Origin of the sequence: Neobacillus kokaensis (assembly GCF_014656545.1) — a bacterium.
GTDB classification, from domain to species: domain Bacteria; phylum Bacillota; class Bacilli; order Bacillales; family Cytobacillaceae; genus Neobacillus; species Neobacillus kokaensis.
The window spans coordinates 90,091-108,171 of record NZ_BNDS01000006.1 but is presented as its reverse complement, the minus strand read 5'-3'; the positions used below and the strand labels follow the sequence as shown (position 1 = coordinate 108,171).

Sequence of the window (18,081 nt, the reverse complement as noted above, 5' to 3'; positions counted from 1 at the left end):
TGGAAAAGGCTTCAATCCTAAGTGATTGAAGCCCTTTGTTTTTTCGGGAGATTAACGATTACTACGGATGACAGGATAATTACTGAACCAACAGCCTGAATCAAGCCAAAGCTCTCCTTATAAAGCAATAAACTTAAAATGGTAGCAACTACTGGTTCTACTGTAGCGATAATGGCTGCCTTGCTGCTTTCGATTTTCTCAAGTCCTTTTGTATAGCATAGAAAAGCAATAACCGTCGGAAACAATCCAAATCCAATACCATAAATTAAAACATCCATACTCATAAGCAGACTTCCTTTATTCCACAAACGGGTTAAGGGGACTAAGGCAATAGACGCGACTAAGAATGTATAAAAAGTTACGGTATATGGCTGATATTTTTCTAAAGCAAATTTCCCAAAGATGCTATACAGAGCATAACCAAAACCGGCACCAAGTCCAGTAATAATCCCTATTGTACTTATTGATGCCGTATCATGCTGGCTGACGCCTGCAATAAGAATACAGCCTACGATCGTTCCAGTTACTGAAACTGCCTTCACCCACGTCATTTTTTCTTTTAAAAATAGAAACGATAAAACCGTCACAAACGCCGGTGAAGTATAAAGTAAAATGACGGCTAATGACAAATTCATTTGATTTACAGAGGTAAAATAGCACCAGTTAAATAGAACAATACTAAAAATACCTGTTCCAATGAATAATTTAATGTCCGATAATTGGATTTTCATTTGCTGGCTATATTTCATAAGCCCAATTATCCAAAGCAAAACAGATGCTGTTACCACTCTAATTGTCACAATCTCCATAGAAGAAAAACCTATATCGGAAAGCTTGCGGACAAAAATGGCGATGACTCCCCATAACGATGCACTGACGGTAATTAAAAGAATCGGGTATAGGCGTTTCAATTTAATTGATACACCTTCCTATACTTTTCATATAAATATTCTATCAGATATTTGGCGTTTAAGCCCTCCCCTGTTACATCCTGCAAGATTTCCAACGGTTTTTTCAATTTTCCAAAGCGATGTATTTTATTTGTAAGCCAATCCTTAATCGGCAGTAAATCACCTTGTTCGAGCAATTGGTCAAAGTTCGGAAGATCCTTTATTACCGCCTGCTTAAACTGAGCCGCATACATATAACCGAGAGCATAGGATGGGAAATAACCAAAGCTGCCTCCTGCCCAATGAACATCCTGGAGAACCCCTTGTGCATCATTTTCAGGGCGAATTCCTAAATATTGCTCATACATATCATTCCAGATTGCTGGAAGGTCTTTCACCTCAATTTCACCATTAAATAATCCCTTCTCAATTTCATATCGGATAATAACATGAAGCGGATAGGTTAATTCATCCGCTTCAATTCGAATGAAGGAAGGCTTTGATTCATTGATCGCCCGATAAAAGTCTTCAACCTCCACATCATTAAACTGGCTGCCGGCAAAGTTTTTCAAAAGTTGATAATTCTTTTTCCAAAACGGCAGGCTGCGACCGACAATATTTTCATAGAAAAGCGACTGTGATTCGTGAATACCAGTCGAAGTTCCATCACATAAAGGTGTACCAATTAAGTCTTTTGAAATATTTTGTTCATATAAGGCATGGCCTCCCTCATGGATGGTGCCGAAAACGGCTGTCCGGAAATCCTGTTCATCATATTTGGTCGTTACACGGACATCTCCAGGATTTAAACCGATAGCAAAGGGGTGAACCGTTTCATCAAGCCGGCCGGCATCAAAGTTATACCCCATCTGTGCTAGAATCTCGAGGCTTAATTCACGCTGTTTAACCTTTGGGAAGGCTTGAAATAGAAAATCAGTTTTGGGTTTATTTTGGGATTCAGAAATCTGCTTAACTAAAGGAATAATCTTTGCTTTTAATTCTCCAAACACTTCATCTAATACTTCAACCGTTATGCCTGGCTCGTATAGGTCCAGCAAAACATTATACATATTTTCATGATGCCCCCAGTAGCCGACAAATCGTTTTGTCATTTCTACAAGCTTCTCTAGGTATGGTTGAAACATGCTAAAGTCTGATTTTTCCTTAGCCTCTTCCCAAATGCTTTCAGCTCTTGATTGAAGAATGACAAATTCCTTAAATTCCTCTGAAGGAATCTTTTTATTCCGGTCGTACTCCTTCTTACATTCCTCCAAAATTTTTCTAGTTGTTTCCGATAATTTTGCTTTCGATAAACTAGCTATGTATGCAGCCATATCTTCCGATGTAGACATATTAAAGACCTCAGTAGATAACAAGCCAATTACTTCTGACCGTTGCTCCACGCCCTGCTTAGGCGCTCCTGTCCTCATATCCCAATATAAGACACCAAGTGCTTCATTATAGGCCGTCATCTTTTTAACATAAGTTAAAAAATCTTTTTCTAATTGCGCTAAATCCATTACTGATCCCCTCCTCTTTTCTAATTGTCCAGCTCAAGCGCCTAGCCCCTCGAGGTCACAAGCCAATCCGTCAAGAATGCTAAAGAATAGCCTTCTCACCGGTCGTCTTGTGCTTTTCGGGACTGACCACTAAGGAAAGCTCCATAGAATAATCATCGCAGGAACAAGCTGTGTTTGTTCCGAAGGCACTTGCGCTTCTCTTATAAATTTTATCATATTCTTCAGAATATTATCTCCAAAAAAAGACAACAGAAATGAATTCTGTTGTAAAATAAATTTATAGGAAAAAAGAGGATACTTATGGAAAATTAAAAAACGTTAAGAGAGAGTGCAGCGGTATCGGGTTATAAAACCCCTATTACTTTTTACTGATCGAAACCTTCCAAATCTCTGGACCTTCTGCGGAGTATTCCCAGTTAAATTGCTCTGGTCTTTCCATCATAAATTGATAAAGAAGCGGTCTTGGATCATGGTCATTAACGATTTGCATCGTTTCACCTGAGGCTAATTCATCAAATGCTTTAAAAATTGTTGGATGTTTTTCTTTCGGTGGATAATCTGGTACATTGATAACTTTCGCAAATGATTGCATCATTATCACTCCTTTTAGTTTGTTAACTTCTATTTCATTATAGAAAAATGCTTATCAATTAATAGTGAACCCTATCACACTTCCTACATGATTTTGTTAATAGGGTTAAACACTGGGAGGGAAAAATTAATGAAAGAATTAGTTGGTATGTGCAAATGCTGTGGTAAAGAAATTTTTTGTTTAGATGGCTTTTTCAACGGAGTCATTACAGAGAATAAACAGACGTATTGTTTTGACTGCCATGAAACCAGTTCTAATGAAGAAGAAAATCCGCAAAGCTAAGCCTTGCGGATTTTCTGTATTATTCTTCATTAACTGAAAGATCTTTCACAGGCAGCTTCTCTTCCTCTTTATGCGTTGGCTTACGTAAATTGAAAAGTGCTTTGATACAGAATAAGGTTAAGACAATAACACCAATTAAGAAAATGGTGTCAGGCACAGCACGCCAAGTTAAAATTGTCTGTACAAGATCCTTTTGTAAAAAGGATGATGCACGGCTAGCGGCATAGCCATGATAAAATGCTTCTTTAACTTGCATGAATCCGACAGGAAGCAGTGAAAAGAAAACCATTCCAGCAAGCCCGATATTCAGCATAATGCAGCTGAATTTAATCCATTTGTCATTCCATGCCTCCGGTTTGACAATATTTCTTAATGAGTATAGCAGTACTGCACAGGCAAACATACCATACACACCCATCATCGAACCGTGGCCATGTGTCGGTGTTAAGAATTGCCCATGTTCAAAGTAGGCAACCGCCGGCAGGTTAATAAGGAAGCCAAGAACACCTGCTCCGACTAAGTTCCAAATGGCAACTGAAATAAGGAACCAGAAAGTGCCTTTGTATGGGAAATCCACGCCGCCATCACGCATCATTTTATATTGCTCGTATGCCTCTAGAATTAACAATGTTAAGGGAATAACCTCAAGTGCTGAGAAAACAGCGCCAAGCCCGATCCATACTTCAGCAGATCCATTATAGTAGTAATGGTGTCCAATTCCTATAACCCCGCTTCCTAGCAGCAAGGTTAATTGGAAGTACAATTGTCTTACTGTCGATTTCTTTGTTACCAGCCCTAATTGCACTAATAAGAAACCAATGACTACAACAGCAAACACTTCAAAAATTCCTTCTACCCAAAGGTGAATAATCCACCAGCGCCAGTAATCAGCGAAGGTAAAGCTTGTACCTGGATTAATGAATAAAACAAATATATAGAAAGCTGGTACAGCAATGGCAGAGTAAAATAATAAATGAATCAAGCCTCCTTTATCTGACTCCTTCTTCAGCCCTGCCTTAATTCCTCGGAAAACAATAAACAGCCAGATGAACATCCCAATAATAAGAATCAGCTGCCAAATCCGTCCAAGCTCAATATATTCCCAGCCAGTGTGCCCAAAGAGGAACCAGTTGTTTCCAAGATAGCCATTTGCCCCAAGCCACTCTCCGACCATACTGCCGCCGACAAGTACTACTAGTGCCCAGAATAAAATATCAACTAATAAGCCTTGTTTCTTAGGCTCATAACCGCCAACAAGCGGTGCAACATAAATCCCCATACCAAGCCATGCAGTAGCAATCCAGAAAATCGCTAGCTGAAGGTGATAGCCTTTTGAAATATTAAATGGAAGAATATCATGGATCCACTTAATACCAAAGAAGCTGTCTGGTTCAATGTAATAGTGGGCAAGCAAAGCACCGAACATACATTGAACAAAGAATAAGATCGAAACAACCGTAAAGTACTTACCTGTTTTCACCTGTGAGCTCGTCACCGGTATTTTCCGTAAATCAATCCGCGGGAAGTTTCCTTCTTTGTACGCTTCCTGCATGCTAAATTGATAGCGGTAAAAGAAATATAAAATAATCCCCACCATTAAAATTAAAATCGTTATACTTGCACCACTCCACCAAACTGCCGAGAAGGACATATGGTTACCGGCATCTTCATAATACGGCCAGTTATTCGTATAAGTAATCTTATCCCCTTCGCGAACAGTGCTTGAAAGCCATGCAGTCCAGAAGAAGAAATCGGAAATTTGCTTAATTTGGTCACCTTTATCAACATAGGCTCTGTCGGTTTTTGGCATATCAGAATCCTTAATAAGATTTCCCTTTAAGCCCCAGCCATCGCCTTTTGTGAAAATTCCCTTATAGTAGGCTCTTACTTTTTGTAGACCATAGACCTGTGCATCTGTTAACTGTAACGTATCTTTGCTGGAATCATATCGATTTTCCCGCATTTCTTTAATGACTTGATTTTTTATAATAGATTTTCCGTTTTCATTTATGGAAGCATAATCTTTGCCAAACTGTTGATTTGCCTTAAAATCCTGCATTCCTTCGGTATATATTTTTAAGGATTCAGCTGTATAGTCTGGTCCCATATAAGAACCATGTCCCAACACAGTACCATAATCCATTAATCCATATTTTTGCCAAACAGCCTGCCCTCCCATAATCGATTGTTTCGTTAACAACACTTCACCTTTTTGATTGGTAACTTCTAGCGGTCTTGGAGCCTGTTCCTTAAAGATCCAATAACCACCGCCAAGCAGTACAGTGAAGCTCAGTAATATTGTTACTATTAAAATGGATTTCATTAGGGCATTCTTATTTTCCTTTACGACCTTTGTTGATGGTGTTCCCCGTTGTATTTCCATGCTTTTCATCCTCTCAATTTTTTTACAAAGCCTATTTTAACCCTCACAAAGTTTGTTGATTGTGAGATGTTTCATTTCTTGTCTGTGATATTTCTCACATAAAACCACACATTTAACATATTGTCACGTTGAGAATTATTTTCACAAAAACCCCGTTTCTATGATGCAGGTCACATATTTCCTGTGATGACATTGCTAAAATAAAATCAATCAGGAATTAATAACATGAAGGTGATGTTAATGAGGCAAGAAGATATTGAAAAGAGGCTGTCTGATGTCCCTCTTTTTAAAGAGTTATCTGCTGATGAGCTAGCACCAATCATTGAGATAGCCCAAACTCGGTTCTATAAACACAAAATGTATGTCTTTATGCAGGATGACCCCCTTGACCGCGTATTCTTTATTCATAACGGCAAGGTAAAAATTTATAAAACAGATTTTTCGGGTAAAGAACAAATTGTATCTGTATTAGGACCTGGTGAAATGTTTCCTCACGCTGGCTTTTTTCGAAAAGGAAACTTTCCGGCACATGCAGAAGTCATGGAAGATACACATTTAATTGTTATCCCAATTAATAAATTCGAGGAAATACTCATTGCTTATCCAGAACTTTGTATCAAACTATTTAAAGTTCTAGGTGAAAAAATTGTTGATTTACAAGGAAGATTAGAAGCTCAAGTCCTCCATAATACCTTTGAACAAATTGTTTTACTTCTTATTAGGCTGTGTAAAACAAATGGAGAAAAAATCGGGGGCCGCTTTCGGCTGACTACCCAATTTACCAACCGTGAACTAGCCAATATGATTGGAACTTCAAGAGAAACCGTCAGCCGAACCATTAATCAATTAAAAAAGAAAGAATATATTCTTCAGACTGAAGAGGGTGATTATTTCATCGACCGTGAAGGTTTGCAAACCGAATTATTTATTTAAAAACTATTAATTGAAAAGGAGTGATTAAGATGGAGCCAAAAATTATTGAGCTTGATGTACGTGAGGATTTAAAAAATAAAATTGAACCATTTCAAAAAATCATGGAGGCGGTAAAAGAATGTAAAAAGGATGATATCTTTATCCTTCATGCACCATTCAAACCCACCCCGCTGTTTACGGTATTAAAAGCAAAGGGCTTTTCACATGATGCTGTAGAAATTGAGAAGAAACACTGGAAAGTAACATTTACAAAAATCAACTAGGAGTGGTGACATTTCATGAAGATATTAGATAATCGCGGACTGGAACCGCCGCAGCCTATGATGAGAACATTAGCAGCATTGGAAAACTTAGGTGAGAATGAAATATTAACGATTATTAATGATCGACGGCCAATGTTCCTTTATGAACAGCTTGAAGAGTTAGGCTATCAACAGCGAACAGAACAACAATCAGACGGAAGTTTTAAGATTAAAATCTTCCGTTAAGAAGGTGAGAACATGCTTCCGCAAAATTTAGGAAGTGAAACAAATATTAAGCTTCCTTTTTCATTTATCATATTTAGTTTAGTTGCATTAGTAGTTTCACAGGCTTTACTATTATTCAACGGTCAGATGATGACAGCTGGGAGCTTTCGTATACCGGCAATTTGGTCGGCTGCCCATTTATTAATCTTAGGCTGGGCCTTAATGGTCGCTATGGGTTCTATGTATCAGCTTGTACCAGTGGCCTTCCTTACAAAAATATGGAATGAAACATTTGGTTTTATTCAATTTTTTGTAACCGGAACAGGGATCGTTTTATTTGCAGCTGCCCTTTATTGGTCACCGCAGCATGCGATGATTCCAGGGACCTTGACCTTATTAGGGATTTTAATGTTCCTATTGCAAATGGTGCTGACGTTAAAAGCACAGGCAAAACCAAATATCTTAACCGCCTTTGTCGGTACAGCACTAGTTTGTTTGTTTCTAACTATTGCTTTAGGGATTACTTTAATTTATTGCTTAAAATCTGGCGCGGCTGCCGATTACTATCAAGCTATTTTTAAAAGTCATTTATTGTTAGGTTTAACCGGCTGGTTTACCCTATTAATTTTCGGATTTTCCTATAAGATGGTTCCGATGTTTTCGCTATCTCATGGTTTTCCAATGGTTCAAGCCAGATTCGTGTTTAGTTTCTATGTGTCAGGACTTGTGATGGCACTATTATCTTTCTTTACAGAACAAAGCTTACTATTAAAAACCGGTTTCTTTTTCCTGCTGGTTGGATTTTCTATCTTTAGCTGGCATATTAGTATCATTATTAAAAAAAGATTAAAGAAAAAGCTAGATAAACCCTTTGCGTTTGCCTTATCTGCTATTGGTTTTGGGAACATCATTCATTTATCAGCTTTTATCCTTTTATGGACTCCTGGTTTTAAAGATTTGATCGGTCCGCTAGTTTACACCTATATTTTGCTTTGGATCATCTTAAGTATTACCGGATATTTATATAAGATTGTACCCTTTCTTTGGTGGACATTTAAATACAGTAAAGAAATAGGTAAAGCCAAAGTACCAGTATTGAAGGATATGATGAATGACAGGATCATTGTCCCAGTTTTATTCTTCTTTGTCGCTTCAGTTATTGTAATTTTCTTTGCGTTAGTTCTCAAATCAGTAATTCTCTTTAATATTGGACAGTCAGTCGCTTCCATAACATTTATTGTGATGGCATTTAGCATAATCAGCGTTCTAAAAAAATAACGAGGTGTTTGACATGAACTCAGAAGAAAAAATTCTTGACGCTTTAAAAAGTGTTTACGATCCGGAATTAAATATCAATGTAGTGGATTTAGGGTTAATTTATGGAATTGGAATTTCTGATAATGGAAATGTTCAAATTACGATGACATTAACAACGCCAGGCTGTCCGCTCCATAATAGTATTACAAGCGGGGTCCGCTACTGCGTAGAAGCAGTAGAAGAAGTAAGAAATGTAGATGTCAACCTCGTTTGGCAGCCTGCATGGTCACCGGACAAAATGACTGAAGACGGAAAAAGAGCATTAGGAAGATGGTGAATAGAAAAGCGGAAGCAGCAGGTGCTTCCGCTTTTCCTATTGTACGCGAACCGGTAAAACAGCTTTAATTTTATTTAAAACGTCCATATCAATGCCTTCGTCTAATAAAATGTGGACTGTCCCGCAATCCTGTTCACTTCTTATTAACCTGCCAACTCCCTGCCTCAAGCGAAGCAGCATATATGGTAAATCCACTTCTGAAAAGGGATCCGCTAGGCCCGCCTTTTTCGCCGTAAAAACCGGATCATCCGGCGGGAATGGAAGAGAATAGATTAGCACGTTTTCAAGCGACCTGCCGGGAATATCGAGTCCTTCCCATAGATGAATGGAGCAAAGAACAGCGTGCTCTTCATTTTGAAATTTAGAAACTAGGGTACTAATCTCCTCATCACCTTCATAATAAATCGAAAATGGAAAAGATTCCTCACTCAGCTTGTCCCTAACCTCTGTTAATTCAGCTTGGTTATTTAATAATATGATAGCTCTACCTTCTGATTGATGGATTTGTTTCAGGACATACTCAATTTTTTTATCATGATTTCCCTTTTTGAACACAGGTAAAGAAATTTGCATCATTTCCTCATAATCAAAAGGTGAAGCAACCGAAAATGAGAAATATTTATCGATTCCAAGACTGGAGGCAATATAATCAAACGACTTCTGATTTGATAGCGTGGCTGAAGAGAATATATATGGTTTTGTATTTGAGAAAACCTCTTCACGCATAACTTCTTCTACCATTTTCGGCATAATGACTAAAGTGTGTTCGTCACCGATCTCTTCAAACCAGGTAATACCGTTTAATTCTTGCAAGAACAGCGATAAGGAATAGGTTATTCGTTCTAAATATTCCTCGACAATTTTTAAATCATATTCATCAATGACAAACAATTCACTTTCAAACACAAGTTCTTCTTCAAGTTCTTGCAGCTTGGAAAGTAATTTGCGACATTGTTTCATCACCATTGGATGTCTTGAAATCACGTGTTTTTCTGAACCCTGTGTGCGATTGGCAAATTGCGCCAGACACTCAAAAAATGCTTCATTTTCTATTAATGCATCTTCAATAATATACAAGGTTTTCTCCCGTACCTCATTCTCCATCAGCCTTGTTAGCAGCGTCTCTAATGTATAGTCCGTAAAACGATAACTTAAAGCTTTTTGAGCAGCAAATTCGAGCAAGTGACCTTCATCGAATACTACAGAAGAATGCTCAGGTAACAGCGGCATCTGACCTTCACGCTTTCTAGCATTTTTTGTCCAAATATGCTCCATATAGAAATCATGCGAGCAAATAATTAAGTCCTTTGCATGACGGTAAAAATCGCGGTGTAATGTTAAACCGCAGCGATGACGCTTATCGCAGGAAAAGCAATCCTGAAGCGGATCCCAGCCTATATTCCCCCATACTTCGTCAGGGAGTGTCGGATAATCCTTGCGGTCGCCATACTTAGTAAAATTCTGCATCGACCCTGTCAAATGAACAAAATCAGGCAATTGGTTATAAATTTCGCTGATTTCTTCGGAAAAGTTTCTAACCTGATCGAGCTTTTTCAAGCATAAATACTGATTTTGTGATTTTGCTAAGCGCACATCAATTTTTAACCCTAATGCCTGCTCTAATTTAGCTATATCGCCTTCTTTTTTTACCAGTTGTTCGATTAAGGTTTCATCGGCACAGGCAATCACTGCCGGCCGATGGGTATAACGGGCATACATTATAGCGTAAAGCAGGTAAACGATCGTTTTTCCTGTTCCAACTCCAGCTTCGGCAAACATGACATTTTTCTCTTTAAAAGCCTTTTCAAGCTGAAAGGCCATAAAAATTTGCTCATCACGAAGCTCAAACCCTGCCTCAGGAAGAATGTCGTAAAATACGTCGCCGATCCATTCGCTTAATTTTTCATAAAATGATTCCGTCTTTGAGACGGTAAAAGGCATGCCGTTTTGCATGAGATCCCCCTCATAAAAAGAATAGCGTCAAAAAACGACGCTATTCAATATTAATTTTCTAACTCTTTATTTCGAGGCGGCCTTTTGCCCCAATATTGATACAAATCAGTTTTGATTGAGCCATTATATAGCTTACGTTTCTTCGTTGCCGGCCTGCCGTAAAATTGCTCGAATTCCTCATTTGAAGTTAAGATATAGATCGACCATGTATCTAGTTCTCTGAAAACTTGTCCCATTTCCCGATACATCATTTCAACTGCGTTTTTTTCTCCAATTCTTTCTCCATATGGAGGGTTTCCTACAATAACACCATATTCCTTTGTTGTTGTAAAATCTTTCACCTGCATTTGCTTAAACTTAACAAGGTCGCCAAACCCTGCTTCAAAAGCATTTTCCTGTGCCATCTTTACCATTCGATGATCGATATCAGATCCAGCAATATCAAGCTCTTGGTCATACTTCGCCAAGTCCTCTGCTTCCGTTCTAACATCATCCCATACCTTTTGTGGCATCCAATTCCACTCTTCGGAAACAAAATCTCGATTAAAGCCTGGGGCGATATTTTGTCCAATCAATGCTGCTTCAATCGGAATCGTACCGGAGCCGCAGAAAGGATCGTAAAATGGTTTGTCAGGGTGCCAATTGGTGAGCATCACAAGGGCAGCTGCCATTGTTTCTTTCAATGGCGCTTCACCTTGAGCAGCGCGGTAGCCGCGTTTATGAAGACCTTGACCGCTAGCATCAATTGTAATAGTGGCAACATCTTTTAATAACGCCACTTCAATTCGGTATAAGGCTCCATTTTCTTCAAACCAGCTATTACGTTTATAGTGTTTCTTCATCCGTTCCACAATTGCCTTCTTAACAATTGCTTGACAATCGGAGACGCTGAACAGCTTAGACTTTACCGACTTGCCAATGACGGGAAATTCAGCATCCTCAGGAAGGAATTCTTCCCACGGGAGTGCCTTTGTCCGTTCGAATAATTCATCAAACGTATAGGCCTTAAATTCTCCGACTTTTATTTTGATCCGATCGGCAGTTCGGAGCCATAGATTACTTCGAGCAATTGCATATTCATCCCCACTATACATTATTTTTCCATTTTCCACTTTGGAATCATACCCGAGAGCCCGAACTTCTTTAGCCACCAGTGCTTCCATCCCCATTGCAGCGGTTGCAATAATTTCATATTTACCCATCATTTCACCCTTTTTTAATTCCTATGTACCATACTCTTTCCGTAATCATTATTGTCAAGAAAGTTTAATAAGTATACGAATAAAAAGCCCTCCCGATTTAGGAGGGCAATTATTTGCATGATTTATTCATTAAAAACGTTCTGTAAGCCATGTTCTGTTCCTCCGTACTCCAAGCGACTATTGTCTCGTACAAAGGCGGTAATCATCTATCTACAGATTTATAATAATCTGTCCTTCCCGTTGTTTAATTCCTCAAGGAAGATGCCCCTACCATAATTTGGGTTTCTCGCTCGTGGGGTTTACCCGTTCCACCCTTTCCATTTCTGGAAAGGCTACGTCACTGTGGCACTTTTATAGGTATTCATACCATATCCAAAAGGACTTAGGTATTTTCCCGGCCGTCAACTGGCATCGCCAGCTGCCCTAGCTTATGAATTCGCTAGGCACGAACACTACGAGCATCTCAGCATCGTGCGAGCATGGACTTTCCTCAACAATTCGCTAAATAGCTCCTTGCAGCGATTACCCGAACGTTATTAATGAGTACTTTTATATTATATGTATATCATGCAGTTAATTCAATGGTTATTATTAGGAAATTGCGGTTTTTCTTGTTAATCATATAATTTGTTGCCAAATACATGCTTTTCAAGATTAGATAAACGCTTTAAAATATCAAAATTGGTAGTTCCGGCTGGCTGAGCGACCGGCTGCCTTTTCGATGCCTCTTCAAGTTGTTTACGCAACCTTAGATTTTCTTGCTGCAAATCTTCAATTTCCTGATGCATTGTTCCATAATCTTTAATAATTAAATCTAAAAATTTATCCACTTCTTCTTGTTTATATCCGCGGACACCCGTTTTAAACTCTTTCTCTAAAATATCTTTCGCCGTTAATTTCACTTTATCTGACAGCATTCAAATCACCTCAAGTTTAGCCCATCATTACCTTTTATTTTTTCAAAAATATACGGTTTTGTCAATTTTCATGTAACATTGGCAGACTAGCACATCCAATTTCATTATATTAGGAAGAAAAGCAACTATACCTAAAAAAATTAATAATCCATATGTTTCGATTGTTCCTCTTCTACAATCATTTGTAAATCATAAAATGTAATCAATTCAATTTGATAATCGTGTTTTTTTTGATACTCTATTGCCAATTCGTATAAATATTTTGGACTTCCTTCCTTTTCCTGATCATAAAGAAGCAAAAGGCTGTCACTTTTTTCAAGGAAAAATTGATTTTTCAAACGAAATTGCCATGGTTTTTCATATCCCTTTTTCGTTACTGAATCCACAAAGTCTGCCTGCATTAGAACAGACTCATACCATTCTTTATTATTTTCGTTCCATGTAGCTTCCTGATTCAAAAATGGAGTAATAACCGCAAGTTTAATTTCCGGGAATTCTGTTTGCAGTTCAAAAACCACTTCAGCCGCCCATAACTCAACACCCAGCTGACCGCTGATTAAGACCCATTCAAGTCCTTCTTCAACCTTAGGCAATAACGATTTTCGAATCGCTGCTTTAATAAATGCAGCAGATGCATCATCTTTCTTAAAAATCCCTAATTCAAATGGTTTATATCCAGAAATCACCAATACGTTAATATAAAACGTCTCCTTTTGAATTTTTTTATAAATAGGACAAACATTTTAATGAAATCAGCATAACATATAATAAATAAAACATATAAAAAACAAGGGCTTAAAAGCCCCTGTAAATGTTATCAATTAATTTATGGTCTAGGTCCCATATATGGTCCTGCCCCAAAACCAGGACCTCCCGGGCCAAAGCCTGGTCCTCCTGGACCGAAACCTGCTCCGCCCATACCATATCCCGGCATAGCATTTGAAACCGGCATTCCGCCTGGTGCACATGGGTTACAACAGTTCACATGTTGATTACATACTTCCTCACAGCAAGAAGATGTGTGTGGACAGTAATGCTTATGCTCAAACATGTGGTGGTTCACCGTTGTAGTGTGAACCGGATGGATATGAGGCACCACCGTTTTAGAGAAAGTATGGTTCACATAGTTGGTAGTAGGATGAACAACTGGCGGTGTAACATTAAATCCTGGAAACATAATTTATTCTCCCTTCCATACATATTGTGTTTACATTAACAGCCTATGAAGAAAGGAGTACTCTTGTACTAATGAAAATACCTATTTTTTCGGTAATTTTCAATTTTGATGATTATTTCACTAATCTCCATGGAAAACAATCAGATTTTTTAAAAAAATGAATAAAAGCTATCTTTTAAACTAGTAAAAACAACAGCAGTCAAACATACAACAATAAAGAACAATAATAATATTGCTTTGTACATCATTACCAGCTCCATATAATTCTAGAGTTGATTTCACTCAACAATTTTAAATTGTACCTTGTCAGCGGCAGATAAACAATATGGAATAGCTGGTTTTTTGAAATAAAAATGTGAACTTTTTGTTACAATTAATGAATATTGGTAAAAAATGATGTTTAAGCGCTATTTTTGTTACATTTTTTACGCTATCTAGGAAACTTAGAAAGCTTTTGCTTAAGCCTAAGAAGTCTCTTTTGAAGCTGTTCATCTGAAGTTTCACTGGATATTTTAGTTATTCCTTTTATTTGTTTTGACAGAAAAATAGCTTTGTCACAAAATTGAGCCGCTTTCTGTAGGTTCTTTAATCGATGTTCGTAAATTTTTGCAAGCTCCACACATGCTCCCATACTCAATGACTCATCCGCTGATTCTGCAGCCTCTAAAAACAAATCCCGCGCCTTCGCCCAATCACGGTCCTTTTTTGCTTGAAAAGCCAAAACAAGCTTTGCACGATAAGCGGTTAAGTCGTCATTGTTTGTTAACTTCGTCAGCGTCTTCACCGCTTCCTGCCTTTCACCTATCGATGCAAACCATCTGCCAACTTCATAGGTTTCCATTCTCGTTTGTAATGAATCCACACCACAAAGTTGAAATGTCAAATGAGTATAAAGAGAAACAAGTGATAAAATGTCAATTTCATTATGTTTTAAAATGCCAAGCATGCCGTCTGGCTGTTTGCTCTCGATAAAATCAAAGTAAATCATCGGGGCCAAGAAGCCCGGAATGTCATCCACTCTTTCTATTCCTAAAACTTCTTTCTCCACAACGGATAGCTTTAAGCGGTCTAATTTGTGTTTCCACAACCTTCTTGCAGCATGAAATAAATCGAAATGCCCAAATGCAGGAAGCTTGGGGACATGCTCTCTGACTAGCGTATGCCTTGTTTTGACCTGTGGCCAATCAAATGATTTTCCATTATAGGTGACAAGTGTTTTATAATTAACTTTTTCTAAAAAGCTTTGATATAAAGGAACCTCTGCCCCAGGGTGCGGTAGAATGTGCTGGCGGAGTATTAGCTTATCACCAGAAATGCTGGCATATCCCAATAAAAAGATGGTATTTCCGGCGCCGCCGCCGAGCCCCGTGGTTTCAGTATCAAAAAAGAATAATTCCTCAGAACTAAAACCGCTTGCAGACAAAGGATGATTCACGTCCTGTTTATTCCACGTATCCACCGCAGTTAGGAAATCTTGAAAGCGATAATGGCCATGTCTTTGTGAAAGCGGATATTCCACCTCCCTTAGCAGGCAGTAATCCTGTTCAATAAAATAAGGATAAACATTTTCCGCTTCCCATTGTTCACGGAATGGTACTTCAATAGCAGCCGCTCCTTTAGCAGTAGTGCTCCGGCCTTCCTGCTGATTTCCAACCGATAGATGCGGCTTTAACCGATTTAATTTATTTTTTAATGACATGACGGCACGCCCTTGTCCTTTTCGGAAGTTTGCAGAAAAGTATCAATGATTTTTAATGTATCTTTTTTAGTTGTTTCATTGATAGCATCAGATCCAATACAAGATGGACAGCCTGCTTCACATTGGCAACGAATAATCATACTTCTTGTTTCTTTAAAAACATTCATCATATCCTTATAAATTTTTTCGCTTAAACCGATTCCTCCTGGATAGCGGTCATAGAAAAAAATCGTCGGCTTTTCATTATGATCTGCCTTCACTTGTGGAATGACATGAATGTCCTGCGGATCAGCCATTACAAATAAAGGAGCAATATGATTCAAAGCATGCGCTGCCCCGACCAAGCCTTGTTCTAGCCGATCCTGCCCCATTTCTGTCAAAGTCTGATGTAATGATATCCAAGCAGCATTTGTATGCAGTTCCTCTTCAGGTAAATGAATTGGACCAGAGCCGATATTTTCATGGGTTTCAAACTTAATTTTTTTAAAAATCGTTGCCATTGCCCGGACACTAACATCGCCAAAACCGATTTCATTATTTGAAAAGGTCTCGTGCTTATCCTCCTCTAACACCTTTAATTGAACCGCTAAATTAGCATCGGTAAAATAATCAACATCAACTTCACGAACAAAAGCTTTCTTTTCATCCCAGTCCAGCTTCTCAACTTGAAATTGCCTTCCTTGATGCAAATAAATTGCTTCATCATGCAGCAAGGTCATTGCCGAAAACCGGTCCATTTCGCCAATGACCTTAACATTAGCGACGTCAGATTGATCAACAATAATAACATTTTCCTGTGAAGCCGAACGGAGACTTATATTATGGGCAGGGAAAGAATCATTCATCCAAAACCATTTGTCGCCGTTACGGTAAAGAACCCGCTCCTCTGTTAAATACTCTAACAGTTCTTCCGTTCCGACTCCGCCGAACTCTTCACCCATTTTAAACGGAAGCTCATATGCGGCACACTTCATATGATCAATTAAGATGATCAGGTTATCAGGATTGATTCGGGCAGTTTCCGGGCTTCTTGTAAAAAAGTAATCCGGGTTTTGAATGATATATTGATCAAGCGGACTGGAGCTTGCCACCATGATGACCAACGCCTCCCCATGACGTCTCCCCGCTCTTCCAGCCTGCTGCCAAGCGCTCGAAATCGTTCCAGGATACCCCGTCATAATACAAACCTGGAGCTGCCCAATATCGACACCAAGTTCAAGCGCATTTGTACTGACCACTCCATAAATTTCACCTGAACGTAAGCCTTTTTCTATTGCCCTCCGTTCAGTAGGAAGATAGCCGCCCCGGTAGCCCATAATTGATTTTGGACCTAATTGGTGTTTCACTAATTCCTGCAGGTATGTCAGAATGATTTCAACCCGTACCCTGCTCCTGGCAAACACAATCGTTTGAATTTTATTTTTTAATAGCTCACCAGCAATTTTCCTAACCTCAAGCGTTGCGCTCCGTCTAATATTTAACGGCTTATTGACAATCGGCGGGTTATAGAAAACAAAATGCTTCCTCCCTTGGGGTGCCCCATTATTATCAATAAGCTCCATTTTCGCTTCGGTTAACGTTTCGGCTAACTCTAAGGGATTGGCAATGGTAGCAGATGTACAAATAAAAACTGGATTGCTCCCATAATAACGGCAGATCCGCTTCAATCTTCTAATTACATTTGCAACATGACTGCCAAAAACACCGCGGTACGTATGCAGCTCGTCTATTACAACAAATTGAAGATTTTCAAACAGTGAAACCCATTTCGTATGATGCGGCAGAATGGCAGAGTGAAGCATATCAGGATTGGTAATCACTACATGCCCGGCTTTTCTTACCCGCTGACGGATATTTGCTGGTGTATCACCATCATAGGTATAGCTGTTAATATTAACGCCAGCTGCTTGAATAATTTCATTGATTTCACTTTTTTGATCTTGTGCAAGAGCTTTTGTCGGGAACATGTATAGTGCCCTAGTCTTTGGATTAGCAAGGATCGATTGCAAAACCGGGAGATTGTAGCATAATGTTTTTCCTGATGCTGTTGGGGTAACCGCCACAATACTGCTCCCTGAACTTACTTTCTCATATGCAGATTTTTGATGAGTATAAAGCTGGTTAATCCCCTTGGAACGTAATGCATCTATTAGAGAAGGATGCAAGCCATCTGGTAATTGGACAGTTTGCGCTTGCTTATCTGGAATGGTATGCCATGTCACAATATTTTTTTTAAAATCTTCATTAATTTTTAAGTCTTCTAGGATTTCTGCTAAATTTTTTTTAAACTTCAACCGCCTCACCTCGATACTTCTATTTTAGAGAATAAATGTTCGTTTTAAAAGTAAAAAGTACAGTACAAAGTCAAAAAACATTGAGGTTTTTTTGCTGAATTTGAATAAGTTATTTTCATCAAAGTTTTTTGTTCAAAAAGTAAACTATTAAATCATTATTTGTTAGAATAGAAGTAAT

At 38.5% G+C, this 18,081-nt stretch carries 17 protein-coding genes and 1 other RNA gene; 6 read left to right on the top strand and 12 right to left on the bottom strand.

What is annotated here, in order from left to right; all coding sequences use genetic code 11:
* Positions 1-17: 17 nt before the first annotated feature.
* The 3 genes from IE222_RS08950 to IE222_RS08940 form a co-directional block, all read right to left on the bottom strand.
* Positions 18-911, bottom strand: coding sequence for a DMT family transporter (locus IE222_RS08950; protein ID WP_191271896.1), 894 nt, complete (start codon positions 909-911; stop codon positions 18-20).
* Positions 908-2,410 carry a carboxypeptidase M32 gene (locus IE222_RS08945; RefSeq protein WP_191271894.1) on the bottom strand — a complete coding sequence of 501 codons (1,503 nt, stop codon included), beginning with the start codon at positions 2,408-2,410 and terminating at the stop codon, positions 908-910. The genes IE222_RS08950 and IE222_RS08945 overlap by 4 nt, the downstream gene beginning before the upstream one ends.
* Before the next feature lie 358 nt (positions 2,411-2,768).
* Complete coding sequence (locus IE222_RS08940; RefSeq protein WP_191271892.1) at positions 2,769-3,002, bottom strand: DUF2249 domain-containing protein; 234 nt, start codon at positions 3,000-3,002, stop codon at positions 2,769-2,771.
* Between the two features lie 129 nt (positions 3,003-3,131).
* On the opposite strand from IE222_RS08940, the gene IE222_RS08935 reads away from it, so the two are divergent.
* Positions 3,132-3,284: a hypothetical protein gene (locus IE222_RS08935; RefSeq protein WP_191271890.1), complete on the top strand. Its 153-nt coding sequence runs from the start codon at positions 3,132-3,134 to the stop codon at positions 3,282-3,284.
* A 19-nt stretch (positions 3,285-3,303) separates the two neighbouring features.
* Here IE222_RS08935 and IE222_RS08930 read toward each other — a convergent pair whose 3' ends face one another.
* Entirely contained in the window at positions 3,304-5,667 is a 2,364-nt protein-coding gene (locus tag IE222_RS08930; protein ID WP_191271888.1) for a nitric-oxide reductase large subunit, read from the bottom strand.
* Positions 5,668-5,907: 240 nt separating this feature from the next.
* On the opposite strand from IE222_RS08930, the gene IE222_RS08925 reads away from it, so the two are divergent.
* Genes IE222_RS08925 through IE222_RS08905 form a run of 5 tightly spaced genes read left to right on the top strand, consistent with a single transcriptional unit; the run spans position 5,908 to position 8,661 of the window.
* Complete coding sequence (locus IE222_RS08925; protein WP_191272174.1) at positions 5,908-6,600, top strand: Crp/Fnr family transcriptional regulator; 693 nt, start codon at positions 5,908-5,910, stop codon at positions 6,598-6,600.
* A gap of 29 nt (positions 6,601-6,629) precedes the next feature.
* Positions 6,630-6,863, top strand: a complete 234-nt coding sequence (locus IE222_RS08920; protein ID WP_191271886.1) for a DUF2249 domain-containing protein — start codon at positions 6,630-6,632, stop codon at positions 6,861-6,863.
* A gap of 15 nt (positions 6,864-6,878) precedes the next feature.
* On the top strand, positions 6,879-7,088 hold the full coding sequence (locus IE222_RS08915; protein WP_191271884.1) for a DUF2249 domain-containing protein: 210 nt from the start codon (positions 6,879-6,881) through the stop codon (positions 7,086-7,088).
* A 12-nt stretch (positions 7,089-7,100) separates the two neighbouring features.
* Positions 7,101-8,345: a hypothetical protein gene (locus IE222_RS08910; RefSeq protein WP_191271882.1), complete on the top strand. Its 1,245-nt coding sequence runs from the start codon at positions 7,101-7,103 to the stop codon at positions 8,343-8,345.
* 13 nt (positions 8,346-8,358) lie between these two features.
* Positions 8,359-8,661 carry a metal-sulfur cluster assembly factor gene (locus IE222_RS08905; protein ID WP_191271880.1) on the top strand — a complete coding sequence of 101 codons (303 nt, stop codon included), beginning with the start codon at positions 8,359-8,361 and terminating at the stop codon, positions 8,659-8,661.
* A gap of 36 nt (positions 8,662-8,697) precedes the next feature.
* On the opposite strand, the gene IE222_RS08900 is transcribed toward IE222_RS08905, so the two are convergent.
* The 8 genes from IE222_RS08900 to IE222_RS08865 form a co-directional block, all read right to left on the bottom strand.
* Complete coding sequence (locus tag IE222_RS08900) at positions 8,698-10,614, bottom strand: ATP-dependent DNA helicase (protein ID WP_191271878.1); 1,917 nt, start codon at positions 10,612-10,614, stop codon at positions 8,698-8,700.
* 50 nt (positions 10,615-10,664) lie between these two features.
* Positions 10,665-11,816, bottom strand: a complete 1,152-nt coding sequence (locus tag IE222_RS08895) for a THUMP domain-containing class I SAM-dependent RNA methyltransferase (protein ID WP_191271876.1) — start codon at positions 11,814-11,816, stop codon at positions 10,665-10,667.
* A 138-nt stretch (positions 11,817-11,954) separates the two neighbouring features.
* Positions 11,955-12,350: RNase P RNA component class B (gene rnpB, locus IE222_RS08890), an RNA gene on the bottom strand.
* An 80-nt stretch (positions 12,351-12,430) separates the two neighbouring features.
* A complete protein-coding gene (gene gpsB, locus IE222_RS08885; protein ID WP_191271874.1) occupies positions 12,431-12,733 on the bottom strand; it encodes a cell division regulator GpsB in 303 nt (100 codons plus the stop codon).
* A gap of 140 nt (positions 12,734-12,873) precedes the next feature.
* Entirely contained in the window at positions 12,874-13,431 is a 558-nt protein-coding gene (locus IE222_RS08880) for an SLOG family protein (protein WP_191272172.1), read from the bottom strand.
* A 128-nt stretch (positions 13,432-13,559) separates the two neighbouring features.
* On the bottom strand, positions 13,560-13,910 hold the full coding sequence (locus IE222_RS08875) for a CotD family spore coat protein (RefSeq protein WP_191271872.1): 351 nt from the start codon (positions 13,908-13,910) through the stop codon (positions 13,560-13,562).
* 430 nt (positions 13,911-14,340) lie between these two features.
* Entirely contained in the window at positions 14,341-15,609 is a 1,269-nt protein-coding gene (locus IE222_RS08870; RefSeq protein ID WP_191271870.1) for a ribonuclease H-like domain-containing protein, read from the bottom strand.
* The gene (locus IE222_RS08865) at positions 15,600-17,903 is read right to left on the bottom strand and encodes a DEAD/DEAH box helicase (RefSeq protein WP_191271868.1); all 2,304 of its coding nucleotides are present in this window, start codon (positions 17,901-17,903) and stop codon (positions 15,600-15,602) included. Before IE222_RS08865 ends, IE222_RS08870 begins: the two co-directional genes overlap by 10 nt.
* Positions 17,904-18,081: the final 178 nt, after the last annotated feature.